Genomic DNA, 18,223 nt, shown 5'->3' with positions numbered 1-18,223 from the left:
TGCCCGTTCCTTAAATATCCAAGAATCGTACGTCAGTGGCATTGCGTTGAATGAAAGCTCGCCGCGACTCGACGTCCTCACCCATCAGCATCGAGAAAACTTCATCGGCGCTGGCCGCCTCGGATAAGGTCACCTGTTTAAGCATCCGGTCTTCGGGGTTCATAGTGGTTTCCCACAGTTCCTGGGGATTCATTTCTCCGAGCCCCTTATAACGCTGCACCCCGCCCTCTTTCGGAAGGCGTTTACCATCAGCTTTGCCGTCCTCTAAATATTCGTCGCGTTGGCGATCGGAGAACACAAACTGGTGGGGAGCATTTGACCATTTCAAGCGGTAAAGCGGAGGGCAAGCGATAAACACGTGCCCTTTTTCAATCAGGGGACGCATATAGCGGAACAGCAAAGTCAGCAGCAAAGTAGCGATATGCTGACCGTCCACGTCCGCGTCTGCCATAATCACGATGGCGTTATAGCGCAGCTTGGAGATATCGAAGTCTTCCCCAATGCCGGTACCGAAAGCAGTAATCAAAGACTGAATTTCTTGACTGGAGAGGGCGCGATCTAGCCGCGCTTTTTCTACGTTGAGGATTTTGCCGCGGATCGGCAAAATGGCCTGGTGAGCCGGGTCGCGCCCCTGCACGGCCGAACCACCTGCCGAGTCGCCCTCTACAATGTAGATTTCGCATTGGGAGGCATCGCGGGAAGAACAATCCCGCAGCTTACCGGGCATTGAGACGGATTCGAGGGCGGATTTGCGCCGGGTTGCTTCCCGGGCTTTACGCGCTGCTACCCGCGCGGTGGCCGCCTGCTGTGCTTTAACCAGAATCGCTTTCGCGTCCATGGGATGGGCGTCTAACCAGTCACCCAGTTTGGAATAAACCTGCTGCTGGACGAAAGTACGTGCCTCGGTGTTTCCCAGTTTGGTTTTCGTCTGCCCCTCGAACTGGGGCTCGGTTAGTTTCACCGAGATTACAGCGGTTAAACCTTCGCGAATATCATCACCGGTTAGGTTTTGATCTTTGTCTTTGAGGATGCCTTTATCGCGGGCATATTTATTCATCAAGCTGGTGAGGGCGGAGCGGAAACCTTCCTCGTGGGTGCCGCCCTCGGTGGTGTTAATAGTGTTCGCGTAAGTATGCACGGACTCGGAATAAGCGGTGGTCCATTGCAAGGCGATTTCTAGACTGATCGAGGCGTCTTCATTAACCGACTCAAAATCAATGATGTCAGGGTTGATAACCTCAGATTTCTTGGAGTGGTTGATGAACTCTACATAGTCGCGCAGACCATTCTCGTACATAAACGAAACTTGGCGGAAACCGGGAACCGGATCATCCGCGGTGCCTTGCACATCGCCAGTAACCAGATCGCCAGCATCGGTAGCCTCGGGGCGTTCATCGGTTAGGGTGATGCGTAGCCCCTTGTTCAGGAAGGCCATCTGCTGGAAGCGTTGCCGCAAAATCTCGAAACTAAAAGTAGTGGTCTCAAAGATTTCCGGGTCTGGGTAGAAAGTTTGTTGCGTGCCGGTTTCTTCGGTTTCTTCGCCGCGTTGTAATTCGGTGAGGGGATGCCCCCCGTTACCGAAAGACTGCCGCCAGGCGTAGCCTTGCCGTTTCACCACGGTATCCATCCGGGTTGAAAGCGCGTTTACTACTGATACGCCAACCCCGTGCAGACCGCCGGAGACTGCGTAACCGCCCGAACCGAACTTGCCGCCCGCATGCAGAATAGTCATTACCACTTCGACCGTGGGGCGTTTTTCGGTGGGATGCATATCTACCGGGATTCCGCGGCCGTTATCACTAACCCGCACCCCGCCATCGGCCTGAAGGGCGACCTCAATATGGTCACAATAGCCGGCCAAGGCTTCATCAACCGAGTTATCGACTACCTCGTACACCAAGTGGTGCAGACCGCGCTCCCCGGTTGAACCGATATACATGCCGGGACGCTTACGTACTGCCTCTAGCCCCTCTAAAACTGTGATGTCGTCCGCGCCGTATTCGTGCTGGACTTGTTGGTCACCCAGATCAGCCACCTGCTGGATCTCCTTGATCTAGTTCGCTGGCCCCGAGCCGGATATTTCCAGCCGTTGGGCACCGTCTGCCCCAGGGCATTCACGCCGAAAATCCGGCGCTCACTAGCTCTATTGTACCGTGAAAGCCTCAAGAACCCACATTTTACGGCCTCACCCCACTTTTCGGGGGAAAGTCACTTTTTTACTTTCGGTGCGTCAGGCGCAAATTTTTTCCGAGGGCGTGCAAGGGAGACGGACAGGGATGGGCATTAGTCCGGCATTGTAGAAAAATACCGGGGTACCGCTTGGGGAAAACGCGGATAACGATTGGAAAAAGCGGGTGAAACTCGCAGAACAAATCCGCAAAGTTCCAAAACTAAATAGGTACTATTTCGGATCCATGATCCGGTAGCCGAGCCCGCGCACCGTCACGATAATCTTCGGTGAGTGCGGGTCGTCCTCAATCTTAGAACGCAGTCGTTTAACATGTACGTCTAGGGTCTTGGGGTCACCGAACCAGTTTTCGCCCCACACCCGATCCATAACCTGTCCGCGAGTAAGTACCCTTTCGGGGTTGCGTAAGAAATATTCCAGCAGTTCAAATTCGCGTAGCGGTAGCTCTTTAAGTTCGCCATGTACCCGCACTTCGTGGCGGTCAACATCCATGGTTACCGGGCCGACCTCTAAAACGTTGCCTAGTTCCGGTAGCTCTTGGGTACGGCGCAGTACCGCAGTAATTCGAGCCAAAAGTTCGCGGAATCGATAGGGCTTAGTTACATAGTCGTCCGCGCCCAGCTCCAAACCGATAACCACATCGACCACATCATCTTTCGCGGTAACCATAATGATGGGGGTGTCGTAGTTCTCGCGTACCTGGCGGCAAACTTCCGTACCGGGGATTCCCGGGAGCATCAAATCTAGCAAAATTAGATCTATACTGTTGCCTTTCACCGCTGAAAGCGCCTGATCACCGTCTTCTACCCCAATAACTTCGTAACCTTCCCGTTTGAGGGAATACTCGAGAGGTTTGCGGTAGGCTTCCTCGTCCTCCACTACTAATATGGTGGTCATTTCTATTCCTTTGTCAGAGCTATTTGATCAGTTTGTGTAGTCTGCGGGAAGTGGCGTGGCAAAGTGATGGTGAAAGTAGCGCCCTCGCCTGGTTTAGAGTTCACGTGGATGGAGCCATTAAGATCCGAAACCACGTGTTTGACAATCGAGAGCCCCAACCCGGTTCCGCCAGTAGAACGAGAACGAGCGGGATCTACCCGGTAAAAGCGTTCAAAAATTCGTTTTTGGTCTTCCTCAGAAATCCCGATCCCATTATCAGCAACTTCGATAACCACATTGTCGTTTTCTCGTAAGGTGATATCTACCTGACCTCCGGAATCGGAATATCGAATCGCGTTTTCCAACAGGTTTTGCAGGGCGGAAGTCAGCAGTTCCAAATCGGCATAGACCAAAATATCTTCTCCCTGCGGGAAATGGGTATTCACTGTAATATTTGCGTCTTCCGCGGCGGTAGTCACCTGGTCGAGAGCATCGTTAATAGCTTCGATTGCCAACATGGAACGCGGTTTAGAGGGCAAACGCCCATCTTGCAAGCGCGCTAAGGAAATAATTTCGTACACCAGTTTGGTGAGTCGACGCGATTCTTTAACTAGCTGAGTTGAAAAAGTTTCCACTGCCTGCACATCATCGGCATTGTCGTGGATCGTTTCCGCCAGCAAGGAAATCGCTCCCACCGGGGTTTTTAGTTCATGGGAAGCGTTAACTACGAATTCACGCCGGGTAGCATCAGCTTGGAGGACGCGGGTGCGATCCTCTAGTAACACCAGGGTGTGCCGCAAAGATATGGGAGCCACCCGCACTCTAACTGACCAGGGAACGGCGGCATCTGGATGCACCAGATCGTATTCTTTTTCTACGATTCGTCCTGTAGCACGAGCCTTATCAATCTGCTCTAGCAGCTGCTCATATTCGATTTTCCCATTGTGGAAAAGAGGAATTAGACGCGCCAATTGCGAGCTATAGGCAAACGAATTATCGGGATTAAGTACCACCGAGGCTTCCGGGAGGGCGTCAAGGATCGTAGAGAGATCTTCAACTCTCCAGCCAGAGCCATCCCAATGCTGCTGCTCACTTTGGCTTTCCATAATTCATATATTAAGGGGGCAATATCTGAGAGACTAATTGTGCAGACTGCGTTAACCAAACGTTTACCGTGGGTAACAAGTATTCTACTTCCAGCAGGTAAAAGACATCTTCCTGTTCTATGCCGTTACCCGCGCCCTTGTTTGCAGCCGTCTGCTGGCGCCCGCTAAAACCCACTACTATTCCCTAACCAAAACGCCCCGCAATATAGTTTTCGGTCACCTTTTCATGGGGGGTGAGGAAAACGGATTCGGTCGGTCCGATTTCGACCAGTTTTCCAGGTTTGCGCGGCCCGGCGATATTAAAGAACGCGGTCTGATCCGAGATCCGGGCTGCCTGCTGCATATTGTGAGTAACAATCACAATCGTGTAGGTCTCTTTCAACTGAGCAATCAAATCCTCAATCGCCAAGGTGGAGATGGGATCCAGCGCCGAGCAAGGCTCATCCATCAAGAGCACCTCTGGTTTAACCGCAATCGCCCGCGCGATACACAGCCGTTGCTGCTGGCCACCTGAGAGGGAAGCGCCCGGTTTATCTAGCCGATCCTTAACTTCCTCCCACAGGTTTGCACCCTTAAGGGATTCTTCTACGATCGCCTCGCCCTCGGATTTGCTGATTTTGACCCGATTCAGATGCAAGCCCGCGAGCACATTGTTCTTAATCGACATGGTGGGGAAGGGGTTCGGACGCTGGAACACCATCCCGATCATCCGCCGTACCTCCACCGGGTCGACATCTTTGCCGTAAAGGTTGTCCCCGTTCAGCAGCACTTCCCCTTCGATGCGTCCTCCGGGAGTAACTTCATGCATCCGGTTCAAAGTGCGCAGCACCGTGGATTTACCACACCCAGACGGCCCAATCAGGGAAGTTACCGTTTGGGTTTCAATCGTCATATTTACGTCCTCTACGGCTTTGAAATCTCCGTAGTAAACGTCTAAATGTTTAGTCTCTAAACAGATTGCCATTTTCTTTTCCTATCTGCTTTTGCTTCTTGCAGCCCTGCCCCAGGCGAGGGCGAGTTAACTATTTACCGATCGAGAGTTTTTTGGCTACGAACCTGGCTCCCAGATTCAAAACCAATACCGCGAATACCAGCACCAAGGCCGCACCCCAGGCGCGATCCACATTGATAGTGGGGTTACAGTTCACCGCGTGGGCAGCACACGAAACCGTGGAGGTGTACTGCTGATAGATATAGACCGGCAGAGTTTCCATGCGACCGGAAAACACATTGCTATTGATGGCGTCAAACATGCCCGCAGTAATCAGCAAAGGAGCCGTCTCCCCCACAATACGGGCGATCGCTACCACCACTGAGGTCACCAAACCTGCCGCCGAGGTACGTAGCACAATCGAGACTACGGTGCGCCATTTAGGAACCCCCAAGGCGTAGGATGCTTCCCGCAAATCATTAGGTACCAGTCGTAACATTTCGGCAGATGAGCGCACTACCAGGGGAATCATTAATACCGAGAGGGCAACTGCCCCCATGAGACCGGAGCGGTAGGCTGGGCCAATCACTATGGTGAATAGCGCCGCCGCGAACAGGCCGGCAACAATCGACGGAATACCGGTCATCACATCTACCAGGGTGGTAGTGAGCTTGGCGAACTTGGTGTTACCCGCATATTCGGTCAGGTAGATGGCTACCAGCAACCCCAGGGGAACAGAAATAACCGCTGCTACCAGGGTGATCAGTAAGGTGCCGACCATCGCGTGATAAATCCCGCCAGCCTGCATCCCCCCGTACACGCCTTTCATCGACACGCTCAGGAAGTAGGGGGAAATAATCCCAATGCCCCGGCTGATCAGTTCATATCCGATCGAAACCAAAATCGCGAGCACTAGCAGGCCGCACAGCCACATAGAAGCCCCGATCGCGGTATTGGTGAACCGGCGGCGAAAACTTAGCGCTTTATCACCGCCCAGCCGGGCAGGCTGTACCTTCGTTTTTGACTCTGGGTTTTCTGGTTTTTCCTGATACTTCAGCTTTCGCTCTAGGATTACTGCCTGCAGGGCAGAGGTATTATCCGAGGAAGATAAAGCCGCAAGCTTTTCGTTTTTACCTCGGCTAACTGCTCCGGTGCTGGCGGCATCTTTGCCGATGCCTATAGATTCTTGCTTTAGCTTCAGGTCGCCCTGATTCTGATTTTCTTCCCTCATTTATTTCCCCGCACTTTCTTTACGGGCCACCAACCAACGTGCACCCGAATTGACCAGTAATGTCAGTACGAACAGCACTAGACCGGTGAAGATTAGCGCTGCCGCCATATTGGAATCGGCCTCCGGGAACTGCAGGGCGATATTGGAGGCAATCGTAGAGTGCGCTCCCGCCCGAAACAGCGACCATACGTAGGAGGCACCGGGAGAAAGTACCATCGCCACTGCCATAGTTTCTCCTAGAGCCCGGCCGAGTCCGATCATCGCCGCTGAGACTGTACCGGAACGTCCGAATGGTAAGACCACGGTTTTTATCATTTCCCACTTGGTAGCGCCCAACGCTAGCGCCGCCTCCATTTCCAAACTGGGGGCGCGAGCATAAACCTCTCGGCACAGCGCGGTGATAATCGGAATCACCATAATCGCCAACACTACTGAGGCGGAAAAAACTACTCGTCCAATCGGAGAAACCGGTCCAGAAAACAACGGGAACCAGCCGAAATAGGTGGCGAGAAACTCCATAATCGGCTGCAAGATTGGTAGTAACACCAGTCCGCCCCACAGGCCGTAAACGACTGAAGGGATCGCTACCATTACGTCAACCAATCCGGCGATTATTGCCGAGATTTTCTTAGGAGCATAGAAGTTAATAAATACTGCCAGAGCCATAGAAAGCGGCATCGCAATCGCTAGGGCAACTGCCGCTGCCAGCACGGTTCCAAATAGCTGCGGCGCTACGTACTCCCAGATGCTAACCATTTCGGTACGTCCGCGCATCCGCAGACGCAGATCCGGATTAGAGATTGCTGGCCAGGCTTGCAGCGTTAGGAACATCGCTACCAGGGCTAGGACGGCGGCAATGACTACCGCTGAACCTTTAGTAGCTAGATAAAACAGTCCATCCCAGTTGAAAATTCCCTTTCGGGAGGGAGCTGGTTTCGATTCTTGTGTTTCGGGGAGGGTTTTTGTACTCACGTTTCCTCCAGGTGGTTAAGGCCAGGGGTACCGATATTTCTCCGGTACCCCTGGCCACCATTGCCCAGACTTGGGGGTTTACTTGATTGCGTCGAGAGCGGTAGTGATCTTCTTGGTGATTTCTTCGCCTAGCGGAGCAGACCCAGCTGCCTCGGCAGCTTTTTGCTGTCCCTCAGCGGATACCACATAGTTAACCCAGGCTTTCACCATTTTGGCGGTGTTAGCATCTTTGTACTGCGGGCAAACCGCGTAGTAGGAAACCAGTACCAGCGGGTAGGCTTCGGGATCATCTGGGGTCCGGTTGAGGTTCAAAGCCAGGTCGTTCTTTTCCCGCCCTTCCTCAACCTCGGCACTTTCAACGATCTTGGCAGCTGCTTCGGCAGAGTATTCCACGAAACCGTCTCCGGCCTGGAGCGCGGCAGTTCCAAAGTCACCGGCTTGCGAGGCATCAATATAACCGATCGCGCCTTCAGTTTTCTTCAGGTTATCAACTACTCCAGCAGTTTTATCTCCAGATTCGCCCCCTGCTACCGGCCAATCCTTGGAAGGATCATCCGGCCAAGCGCTAGGAGCTGCCGCGTGCAGGTAATCGGTAAAGTTCTCGGTGGTACCTGATTGGTCAGCGCGGTGAATCGCCACGATCTTGGAGTCAGGAAGTTTCGCATCCGCATTATCTGCGGCGATGGCCGGATCATTCCACTTGGTGATTTCTCCCCGGAAAATCTTGGCGATAGTTTCCGGTTTCATGTTCAGCGTCTTGATTCCCTCCAGGTTGAAAGCAACAACCACTGGAGATACATAAACCGGCAGGTTAATCGCCTTGGAGTCTTTACAAACCGCAGCGGATTTATCGACCTCTTCGCTGGAAAGCGCCTCGTCAGTGCCCGCGAAGGCTACGCCTCCCTGTAGGAAGGTAGTAACCCCCGCTCCGGAACCAGTCGGGTCATAGGTCACTTCCACATTTTTAGCTAGATCCGCAAACCCGGCTTTCCAGGCTTCAACTGCACTTTTTTGGGAGGACGCGCCCGCACCTGCCAGCTTGCCAGAAATATCGGTGCTCTCTACTTTCTGGGTGTTTTCAGCTGTCCCCGTGGCGTTATCAGAGCCACAGGCGGCCAAGCTGGTTGCTGAAAGGGCTAGACCAGCGATAACAGCTAAAGATTTAATGCTCTTACGCATATCTTTCCTTCAATTCTTCTTGATCTTTCATTGACACTTGCAACGTAAAGCAAGAAGTTAACGTCTCTCTGAAGTCAGCGTTAATTTTTGGTGAACATTGTTTCAGGTCCTCGAAACTAAGCAGCTAAAACGGCTCTACCTGTAACAAAGCAGATATCTAGTTGGCCACAGAGGCAACCCACACCAGGGTGTAATAAGGCAAAGTTACGGTTTGCGAAGGGGTTAATGCCAAGTCATCAAATAAATAAGAACGCAGATTAGCCTGCAGATGCCGCTTTCCGTTTATGCTGGCTCGCAGATAGGATGACCGGGTTTTCGCCAAGGTGAACAGGGCAGCTACCGGCAGCGACATCCCCCATTGGAACAGCTGTAACTGCGGTTTTTCGAACCCCTTCCCCAATGGAGGTATCCGGTCAGGATGATGCACATCCCCCGAACGCATCACCCTAGAAAGTCGCTTTACCCAGGGAAAAGACACATTCATTTGGTTATAGATAATAACTAGCCGCCCGCCGGGTTTAAGTACTTTAGCTGCGGCCGTGCAGGCTGCCTCCTTCTCAACCCAGTGCCAACATTGTGCAAAGCACAACGCATCGAAGGTTTCGGGGGCAAATAATTCGGCCACGTCCTCGGCTTTGCCCGCATATAGCGGGATTTGGGGGAGGGATTCGCGGAACATTTCCCGCATAGCTGCCGCGGGCTCTAGAGCGCTAACCGTTACTCCCCGCGCAGCTAACGCCCGCGTAAATTTGCCGCTACCAGCCCCAACGTCAAGTATTGTCGGGTTTTTTAACCCAGAAAGCACCGTGTCTACCGCGAGCGGCGGATAGGTGGGACGGTAGCGTTCGTAATCAGTTCCGGCCAAGGTGTAGGGGTTTCCCCCGCTCGCTGCGGATCCTACCTGCCACCTGTCGGTAACACTTCCGGGAGGCGGACCTAAATCAACCATAGGTATCGCGCGGACCGCGCCCTTTTACCGAACGCGGCCCATATTTCCACGAGGGCGCCTTCGGACCTAGCACAATCAACCGTTTGATCACTACTGCCCCCGCATGATCTTCGATCAGCCCCATTAATTGGGGAGTCAGATTGCGTAGCTCGCTGGCCCAACGGGTAGAGTCGCAACGCAAAATCACGTCTCCATCTTTAATAGATTCAATCTGGGCGTGTTGGGCTACCTGAGGGCCAACGATTTGTTCCCAATCGGCTTTTAGTTTGCCTTCATCAAGTAGCTTCCCGAGCCCAAAATTTCGCACATAAGTTTTCCAAACCGTACCTAAGCTGCGTGGTTCTCGGCGTGACCATCTGCCACCATTTCCTGCTCCCGCAAGTCCGGGAGAGGGCTGCAATTGCGCTAATCCCGGAACCTGCTGGCGGGCGTAGCTGTCATTGATAGCTTTAACTCTTCCTAAAGAAATCTCCCCAAACTCGGTGGCGGATGCGTCCTCGGCCATAGGGGAGGTAGCGAGCCCATCCCAGTTTCTTCTTCCCCGAAAGCGCCGCAGCTCGCTGGCAGACATGCGGATCAAACCCTGCGAAAAGGCATGCTCTTGGGCAGCCCGCAGCATGCGTTGGGTGTAGGTGGGGGTTTCTTGAGGCTGCTCACTCACGAAGCATCCCCCCGGTCGTTTTCCGAGGCCGCATTAGCGCCCTCCTGCTCAGGCCGGCTGGCAGGTTGAATCTGGGTTCCCTGCGCTCCGCGTAAGACATCAAAGAACTGTCCTGCGATTTCGGCAGGCAAGTCCTTGCGGTTGGTAGCGGTAATTAGTACCTGATCAGCGCGATCCATAAAATCTAGGAGGGCGGCTCGTCGGGAAGGGTCTAGCTCCGCGAATACGTCATCCAGAATCAAAATCGGAGTTTCCCCCACCTGCCGTAACAGCTCAAACTGTCCCAGACGTAAAGCCAGGGCAGCGCTCCAGGTTTCCCCGTGGGAAGCAAACCCTTTTACCGGGAGGGCATCCAGCATCACCGCCATATCGTCACGGTGCGCACCTGCCAAATTCACTCCGCGAGTAAGTTCTTCTTCGCGTCGCGCGGCGAAAGTCTCCTGCAAAGCACCAGCTACCGCCTGGGGATCTGCCAGATCAGCGGGCGGATTAAAAGATGGCAGGTAAGAAAGTCCCAAAGTTTGCGAGGAGTTCGCCAAGTGTTCTTCCCCGAGCACCAGCAAATAGGCCTGCGCCGCATAGGGGGCAAGTGCCCGCAAAGCCCTCACTCTCCCCGCGATCAGGCGCGCTCCCACCTGGGATAACTGATTATTCCAAACATCAAGGGTAGACAGCTCTAGCGACAAATCTGCCCCGCGGCGCTTCTTTTTCGCCGCCTGTTTTAACAGGGCGCCGCGCTGGCGCAGAATCTTTTGATGCTGAGTGATCGTACCGGCCTCTACCGGCCATAGTTGCACTAGCAAATCATCCAGGAAACGGCGCCTAGCTGCGGGGTCGCCCTGCAAAATCTCCAAATCTTCCGGAGCGAACATGGTAGTAGGTACCAGACCGCGCACTTGTTTTAAAGGAACCGGGCTGCGGGCTAGGCGCGCCCGATTCGCCCTCCCAGATCCGATCTCCAGGTCAAGCAATACTTCTCGCTCTTGCAAATGAGCTTTCACTCGAATAACTGCCACGGCAGCAGTGCCAGTATCAACGGTATTACCCACCGCGGTATCGAGAAGTTCTAAATCTTCCTCTTTACCGGCCGCAGATTCTGGGCTTTCGCGCTGCGCCAACGCCGCCGACTGGGGGGCAAACCGAACCAGGGCACTATCAGCGCTAGCGCGATGGGAATGGAAGTTAGTTAAATATCCAATCGCCTCTACAAAATTGGTTTTACCTTGCCCATTCGGACCAACCAGGATATTTACCCCCGGCGATAACTCCACCACACACTGATGAAAACTACGGTAATCATCAATAGCAATACGAGAAATATACATAGCCGGGGGTGCGCTCTGCCCTGTCCTTTAGGATGAATAGCGAATCGGCATCAACAGGTAGCGGAAATCTTGGGAGTCATCCCCATCTAGTTCTTCCTGCCCGGTGATTACCGCCGGTTTGGTGGGATGGGTAAAGGACATGCGCACATAGTCGGAATCCAAGGCTCCTAAACCATCCAATAAATACTGGGAGTCAAAGACGATCATCATCGCTTCATCAGCAATAAAGGTGCAGGTCATTTCTTCATGAGCCTGTGCGTCATTACCCTGGCCAGCCTCTAAAGTGAGATTACCGTCCGCAAAATTCATGCGGATCTGGGCGCTGCGATCGGTAACCAAAGAAACGCGCTTGATGGCCTGTTCTAATTCCTCGCGGCGAATAACCGCTTTAATTGGCGCTTCTTTAGGGAAGAGACTGGTCACCGGGGGATAATCACCTTCCGTTAGCTGAGAGGTAATCTTGCGTCCTCCGGCCTCGAGAGCAATAATCGCGCCCCCTTCGGAAGAATTCTCCAGACCTAGGTGAATCTCGCCGGAACCAGACAGCGCTTTGGCCATTTCGGAAAGGATCCGCGACTTCACCAGGGCATCGGCAGAAAAATCGGTTTGTTTCGGTTGCCAATCCATTTGCCGTACTGCCAGGCGGTACCGGTCAGTAGCCATCAAGTTCAGGTGGGAATCTGATAGCTCCATCCGAACAGTTGCCAATAGGGGTAAAGCCTCATCAGACGAGGCCGCGCGGGATACTTGCGCAACCGCCCGGGCAAACTCGCCCGAGTCTACCTCTCCGACCGCTTCGGGGACTTGGGGCAGTGCCGGATAGTCATCGAGGGGCATTACTGCCAGCTGGAAACTGGAAGCGCCGCAAGAAATAATCACTTTACCCCCCTCCATCTCGACAGTTACTGGTTTCTTGGGGAGTTGCTTACAAATGTTCGCCACCATCTTTCCAGAAACCAGAACCTCGCCCTCCGATTCGATGTCGGCCTCAAACTGGTTCCGGGAAGAAACTTCATAGTCGAAGCTGGAGAGAGTTACGATACCGGCCTTGGCGCTCATCCACACCCCACCTAGTACTGCCACTGCTGGACGTGCCGGCAAAGTGCGGGCGGTCCAACTGATCGCGTCCTCGAAAACGTCGCGCTCGACTACGAACTTCATGCGCTGCCCCTTTATCTTCTTGACCATGGTTTATGGCGCGGAATCTGCAAAATTCAGCCAGTAATTGCCGGGCTGAATCATTTGTTCAGTCTCCCATTATATGGTTTCACATCCCGAATAGCACCAAAGTGATCAAAACTGGGGATAACGCGCCGATTCTGGCGCTAGATCAGGATTTTAGCTATAGATTTTCAGCGCTGCCCAGGGGGCGCTTTAAGGGTAAGCGGGGGGCAGCCGCGATCAGTTCGCGAGTGTAATCTTGTTGCGGATCCGAAAATACCCGCTCAACGGAGCCGGCTTCCACGATTTTTCCTGCGCGCATGACCACTACCCGCTGACATAGGTGGCGCACCACCGCCAGATCGTGACTGACAAACAACAAAGTCAAGTTATCCCGCTGGGCGATCTGCATGATCAGGTTCAGTACCTGTGCTCTTACCGAAACGTCTAGTGCCGAGACCGCTTCATCAGCTATTAGCACCTCAGGGCGGGCCACAAGGGCGCGCGCCAAAGCAATCCTTTGACGCTGTCCTCCTGAAAACTGGTGAGGATATTTGAGGGCGTCCTCGCTGTTTAAACCGACTTCGGTCAGCACTTCTTCTAAACGCGCCGAGGTATCGGTAGGCACCCCTTCCCGTCCGCGCACCCAAGGAGAACGCAAGGGTTCGGTAATAATTGTTCCTACCCGCATCCGGGGATCTAGGGAACTGAGCGGGTCTTGAAACACGATCTGTACTCGCGAACGCAGATTTCCTAATTGCTTTTCTTTTAATCCCGTAATCTTTTGCCCCGCGAACCAGATTTGCCCGCTGGTAGGGCGGGAAAGAGCGCATAGCATCCGCACGAGGGTAGATTTTCCGGATCCAGATTCCCCCACGATTCCCAGCCGTTCTCCGGCATGAATTTCCAGGTTCACTCCTGCTACCGCGTTTACCTGGCCATTAGAGCGCGGATAGATTTTCACTAAATCTTGGGCAAGGAAAATCGGTTGCTCACTCATCGCTCCCCCTAAAGAAATCGCTCAGGATCGGCAGACGCTCCCCCGGTTTTACTGCCGCGATATCGGCGGTTGCCAGTAGGCCGCGAGTATAGGGATGTTTAGGTTGTTCAAGCAGTTGCCGCAGGGGGCCGCGTTCTACGATTTGCCCCTGATACATCACCAGCAGATAGTCACAAATCTGGTTAACCACCGCTAAATCATGGCTAATAAACAGACAGGCCGCAGCGCTACCAGATAGTTCTTTATCTAAAAGCCGTAGCACTTTCGCCTGCACAGTCACGTCCAAAGCAGTGGTGGGTTCATCGCAAATCAACAGCTGGGGGGCATTTATCAGCGCCATCGCCATCATGACTCGTTGTCGCTGCCCTCCAGACAGCTGATGAGGGAAAGCATTAGCGCTTTGCTCCGGATCGGGCAGACCCACCCTCTTCAGCATTTTTATTACTTCCTTGCGTTTTCCCTGTTTGCCGCGTTGATGTAGCGCTAAAACCTCAGCCACCTGTTTACCAACCCGCATCGTGGGATCGAGGGCGGTCATGGGTTCTTGAAAAATCATCCCGATTTTCTCGCCCCGCAACTGTGCCAACTGTCTATCAGTCTGCGATAAGAGTTCTTCGCCATCAAGACAAATCGAACCGGAAACTCGCGCTCCCTCATCAAGCAGACCCATAAGAGATAGGGCGGTCACCGATTTACCGGAACCAGATTCTCCAATCAGCCCCACTCGTGCCCCGGGCGGGATTTCAAAACTGATTCCATTTACTGCCTGGCGGTCGCGAAACGACACCTGCAGGTTATTTACTTTTAGTCCCTTCATTGCCGCTCCCGAAGTCGCGGATCCAGTACTTCACGCAGCCCATCCCCTAATAGGTTGAACCCCAGGACAGTCAGGGCGATCCCCAGCGCCGGCCACAGCGCCAACTGCGGGGTAACCAACAGTGATTTTTGGGCTTCAAATAACATTAACCCCCAGGTGGGAGTATCCGGGCGAGTCCCTAACCCCAGATAGGATAGGGCGGCCTCCGCCAAAATCGCGAGGGCGAAACTCACCGAGGCCTGCACGATTATCGTCGGCATAATATTGGGTAAAACATGGGTGATAGTTGAGCGATACCGGGGGGTACCTGCTGCCCTGGCCGCCACCATATAGTCCTGCGACATTACCCCCAAGGTAGCTGCCCGCACGTTACGGGCAAAAGCGGGAATCGAGGCGATCCCGATCGCCACCATGGCGGTCCAAGTAGACCCGGATCCGCGCGCCGCTGCCAACAGAATCGCCAGGAGCAAGGCGGGGAAAGCGTAAAGAATATCGAGGCCGCGTTCAATAATCTTAGCTGGCCAGCCTCCGCGCTGCGCCGCATAAACACCCAGCGGAACCCCGATCAAGGCTCCAATACTGACCGACACTATCCCCACTAATAGACAGATTCCGGCTCCCGAGAGCATCCTGGAAAATACGTCGCGGCCAAAATCATCAGTACCGAAAATATGGGTTGCGGAGGGCGCGCTTAAGCGCTGTTCACTCACTTCCGTAGGATCGAAAGGCAAATAAAGGAAGGACACGATTCCCATCAGCACTATCAGGCTCACGAGGGCGATTCCCATCCACAGGCTGGGGTGGCGGCGCAGCGATATTTTCTGATCGGTCTTCACCGTTCCACCCCCTGCCGGATTCGAGGATCCAGTAACTGGTAAACCATATCTACCAGGGCATTAATTACCAATACTGCCGCTACTAGCAGCATTACCACCGCTTGCACCACGGTTAAATCTCGCTGCCCGACTGCCGCGATCAGATAGGTGCCCAAGCCGGGGATTGCAAACACCTGCTCGACTACAATCGCCCCTACCAGCAGGGTGGATAGTTGCAATCCCAGAACCGTGATTACCTGTAACGATGCGTTCCTCACCCCGTGACGCAGTAATGCTCCCGGAAAACGCCAGCCAATCGCCCTCGCCGTACGGAAATAATCCTGCTTGATTACTTCGATAAAAGCCGAGCGAGTGTAACGGGTTAGTACCGCTCCTTGCACTATCGCTATCGAAAGCGCCGGTAAGCATAAATAGCGTGCCCATTCCAAGGGAGATTCTCGAAACGAAACATAACCGTTAGCTGGTAAAACTTGCAGTTTCACTGCAAAAACTATGGTTAGTAGCATGCCCGCCAAGAAAGCCGGAACCGCCATTCCCAGCTGGCTGAGGGCGGAAACCACGATCCCGCTCTTGCGGTTTCGCCACAGCTCCCCCACCATTCCCAGGGGAATGGCCAGCAGCAATGCCAACAGCATCCCGGCAAAGACCAATGAAAATGTGGCCTCGAGGCGGTGAGGAAGCTGCTCGGAGATTGCCTGCCCCGTGAAAATCGAAGTACCGGGATCTAGGCGAATCATTCCTGATAGCCAGCTAAAATAGCGCAGAATCAGGGGCTGATCTAGTCCCATTGCTGCCCGCAGTTGCGCCACCGACTCCGGGTCGGCATTCGCCCCCAAAATGACACCGGTAACGTCCCCGGGCAGCAGATTTATCAGCAAAAACACCACCACAGAGGCCACTATTAGGCTAACTAATAGGGTCACAATCCGTTTAAGGATGGCTTTTGCTGGCGCTTTCATTTCAGCTTTGGTAGCTAATGGAAGACAAATCGAAGGACAGTCCGGTTACATTCGCGGCCAAACCGGAAATATCTGCCTTGGTAACAATCAGGTTAGGCAATAGCCACAAGAACCCCGCAGCGGCATCGTCAGATAGTACCTTTGCAGCCTGCTTCATGTATTTGACCTGTTCTTCCGGGGAACCTTGATCTGCTTTTTGATACAAATCCCGGAACTGCTCGGAATCGTAATGCCAATAATAGTCAGTGTTGGTGAAGCGGGAAATATCGCGCGGCTCCATATGGGCAACAATAGTCAGGTCGTAGTTAGATTTGACCATCACTTCATCAATCCAACGCGCCGGGAACTCTAGCTGCTCAATCTCCAAGGTAATCCCCACTTTGGAGAGCTGACTCTTGATATGAGTGGCAGCACCCGAAGCATAGGGCAAAGTCGGAATCCGCATTTTTAAGGTGAGCCCGTCTCCATATCCCGCCTCTACCAGTAATTTCTTAGCTTTTTCCCGATCTACCGGGTAGGCAGTCGCCAGATCTTCATACCAGGGATCCGTGGGGGGTACCATCGATCCGATCATCAGACCTTTGCCTGCCCACACGGCGTCCCGCACCGCTTTACGGTCAAGGGCATAGTTTATAGCTTGGCGCACTCGCTTATCTTTGAGGGCTTCGCTCTGCTGGTTCATGCCCATCACTACTTCACCGTTAGTATGTCCCTCTAGCACCTTAAACCGGGAATCACCAGTGAATTTATCGAGAGCCTGGGGGGCAGCCAAGTTAGAAATAATATCGAGCGAGCCAGACAGCATCGCGGTATTCATAGCATTAGGGTCAGAGAAATAACGGAAAGTAGCTCCCTTGACCTTGGGTTTATCTCCCCAATACTTTTGGTTAGTGGCTAACTGGATTTCTTCCCCCTGCCGCCACTCTTTCAAGGTGTAAGGGCCAGAACCAGCTGGTTTAGTAGCTAAGTCTCCCTTATCAAGCGCCTGCGGATCGTAAATAATCCCAGCGGTAGAACTCATGTAATACAGCCACGCATTCGAGGGGTGGGAAAGCTCAAACTGGACTTTGTTTCCCCCGAGATCCTTAACCGCCTTCAGGGCTTCCATCTCTTGTTTGCGCGTGGGGCTAACGGTCTTATCGTTGAGGAGGTAGTTAAAGCTTTTCGCGACTGCTGCCCCATTGACGGGAGCGCCGGAAGCGAACTTCGCGTCCTTCAAAGTAAACGTGTAGGTCTTTCTGTCCGGTGAGACCTCGTAGCTTTTCGCTAACAGCGGCACCAGCTCGCCCTTACCATCTACTCGGAGCAGCGTTTCATACACGTTATAGAGCAGCGCATAGGTAATCGCTGCCGCATCGTTATGCGAGGGATCTAAAGTCGAGGGCGTGGCATGCACCCCGATCGTGAGCACTCGCTCCGATTTATTACTGGAAGAATTAGTGCTGGAACAGCCAGCTAATACCAAACCGGCAACCGCCAGCACGGCCAAAAGACGCTTACGCAAGGATCTCCCCTTTGTCGACAATGGGTCATGATCGCTTCAATCATAGTCGCTAACTCGCTTCACCCGAATTTACCGCCCACTGCCGTGACAAAGGTTAACCCAGTAACTACAGACGAGGTTGCGGGGGAGAAGTTTTTCCTCCGAACAACATCAAAGAAACTGGATTGTTGAGCACATGGGGGCTAGGTTTTTCCTCCCGCCCAAGAATTCGGAAAACGTAGCGACGTTTTCCGAATTCTTATGCCCCCCGCACCCACTCGGATAAAACCTAGCCCCCATGCAACATCAAGTAGTTAGCTTCAAAATCTCAGGTATCCGCAAGGGTCGCGGCCGGTAAAAGATACGAGAGGGACAAGCAAGCCACCAGTATCTTCTTTAGTCGGAAACATAGCTATTAACCGCCTAAGATAACTCCCTATCCTCGCTTTAGCGAGGAAATCGGGGTACCCGGAGTGCTTTTACCGAGCCAGACCCGCAGCGCATGTTAAAACATAATGCGGGTAACTGTGGGGATTATGTTAGTGCCAG

16 protein-coding genes are annotated in these 18,223 nt (G+C 53.4%); all 16 read right to left on the bottom strand.

Translation table 11 applies throughout. The features are described 5' to 3' along the window. Positions 1-10 precede the first annotated feature (10 nt). The 16 genes from gyrB to E6072_RS00820 all read right to left on the bottom strand — a co-directional run bounded on the left by gyrB (position 11) and on the right by E6072_RS00820 (position 17,695). Positions 11-2,035 carry a DNA topoisomerase (ATP-hydrolyzing) subunit B gene (gene gyrB, locus E6072_RS00895; RefSeq protein WP_024059569.1) on the bottom strand — a complete coding sequence of 675 codons (2,025 nt, stop codon included), beginning with the start codon at positions 2,033-2,035 and terminating at the stop codon, positions 11-13. 366 nt (positions 2,036-2,401) lie between these two features. Then, positions 2,402-3,085 carry a response regulator transcription factor gene (locus tag E6072_RS00890; protein ID WP_238128260.1) on the bottom strand — a complete coding sequence of 228 codons (684 nt, stop codon included), beginning with the start codon at positions 3,083-3,085 and terminating at the stop codon, positions 2,402-2,404. Between the two features lie 2 nt (positions 3,086-3,087). Then, positions 3,088-4,170 (bottom strand): cell wall metabolism sensor histidine kinase WalK, encoded by a 1,083-nt coding sequence (locus E6072_RS00885; protein ID WP_024059571.1) that lies wholly within the window; start codon positions 4,168-4,170, stop codon positions 3,088-3,090. A 184-nt stretch (positions 4,171-4,354) separates the two neighbouring features. Further along, positions 4,355-5,134 (bottom strand): phosphate ABC transporter ATP-binding protein PstB, encoded by a 780-nt coding sequence (gene pstB, locus E6072_RS00880; RefSeq protein WP_024059573.1) that lies wholly within the window; start codon positions 5,132-5,134, stop codon positions 4,355-4,357. A gap of 58 nt (positions 5,135-5,192) precedes the next feature. Beyond that, positions 5,193-6,332 carry a phosphate ABC transporter permease PstA gene (pstA, locus tag E6072_RS00875; RefSeq protein ID WP_278605304.1) on the bottom strand — a complete coding sequence of 380 codons (1,140 nt, stop codon included), beginning with the start codon at positions 6,330-6,332 and terminating at the stop codon, positions 5,193-5,195. Beyond that, positions 6,333-7,304 carry a phosphate ABC transporter permease subunit PstC gene (gene pstC / locus E6072_RS00870; protein WP_316693137.1) on the bottom strand — a complete coding sequence of 324 codons (972 nt, stop codon included), beginning with the start codon at positions 7,302-7,304 and terminating at the stop codon, positions 6,333-6,335. A 78-nt stretch (positions 7,305-7,382) separates the two neighbouring features. Beyond that, positions 7,383-8,483, bottom strand: a complete 1,101-nt coding sequence (gene pstS / locus E6072_RS00865; RefSeq protein WP_316693135.1) for a phosphate ABC transporter substrate-binding protein PstS — start codon at positions 8,481-8,483, stop codon at positions 7,383-7,385. Between the two features lie 157 nt (positions 8,484-8,640). Next, positions 8,641-9,432: a class I SAM-dependent methyltransferase gene (locus tag E6072_RS00860; RefSeq protein ID WP_278605306.1), complete on the bottom strand. Its 792-nt coding sequence runs from the start codon at positions 9,430-9,432 to the stop codon at positions 8,641-8,643. Further along, positions 9,425-10,093 (bottom strand): DUF721 domain-containing protein, encoded by a 669-nt coding sequence (locus E6072_RS00855; protein WP_288336237.1) that lies wholly within the window; start codon positions 10,091-10,093, stop codon positions 9,425-9,427. The genes E6072_RS00860 and E6072_RS00855 overlap by 8 nt, the downstream gene beginning before the upstream one ends. Beyond that, a complete protein-coding gene (gene recF, locus E6072_RS00850) occupies positions 10,090-11,418 on the bottom strand; it encodes a DNA replication/repair protein RecF (RefSeq protein ID WP_316693133.1) in 1,329 nt (442 codons plus the stop codon). Before recF ends, E6072_RS00855 begins: the two co-directional genes overlap by 4 nt. Positions 11,419-11,445: 27 nt before the next feature. Beyond that, complete coding sequence (gene dnaN, locus E6072_RS00845; RefSeq protein WP_278610080.1) at positions 11,446-12,579, bottom strand: DNA polymerase III subunit beta; 1,134 nt, start codon at positions 12,577-12,579, stop codon at positions 11,446-11,448. A gap of 181 nt (positions 12,580-12,760) precedes the next feature. Beyond that, a complete protein-coding gene (locus E6072_RS00840) occupies positions 12,761-13,579 on the bottom strand; it encodes an ABC transporter ATP-binding protein (RefSeq protein ID WP_316693131.1) in 819 nt (272 codons plus the stop codon). Then, positions 13,572-14,396: an ABC transporter ATP-binding protein gene (locus E6072_RS00835; protein WP_316693130.1), complete on the bottom strand. Its 825-nt coding sequence runs from the start codon at positions 14,394-14,396 to the stop codon at positions 13,572-13,574. Before E6072_RS00835 ends, E6072_RS00840 begins: the two co-directional genes overlap by 8 nt. After that, a complete protein-coding gene (locus E6072_RS00830) occupies positions 14,393-15,232 on the bottom strand; it encodes an ABC transporter permease (RefSeq protein ID WP_238128264.1) in 840 nt (279 codons plus the stop codon). The genes E6072_RS00835 and E6072_RS00830 overlap by 4 nt, the downstream gene beginning before the upstream one ends. Beyond that, the gene (locus E6072_RS00825) at positions 15,229-16,191 is read right to left on the bottom strand and encodes an ABC transporter permease (protein WP_316693128.1); all 963 of its coding nucleotides are present in this window, start codon (positions 16,189-16,191) and stop codon (positions 15,229-15,231) included. Before E6072_RS00825 ends, E6072_RS00830 begins: the two co-directional genes overlap by 4 nt. A gap of 1 nt (position 16,192) precedes the next feature. Continuing rightward, positions 16,193-17,695, bottom strand: coding sequence for an ABC transporter substrate-binding protein (locus E6072_RS00820; protein WP_316693126.1), 1,503 nt, complete (start codon positions 17,693-17,695; stop codon positions 16,193-16,195). Positions 17,696-18,223: the final 528 nt, after the last annotated feature.

This window comes from Varibaculum cambriense, assembly GCF_032557235.1.
GTDB classification, from domain to species: domain Bacteria; phylum Actinomycetota; class Actinomycetes; order Actinomycetales; family Actinomycetaceae; genus Varibaculum; species Varibaculum cambriense_C.
This window is presented reverse-complemented; position numbering and strand designations above follow the sequence as displayed.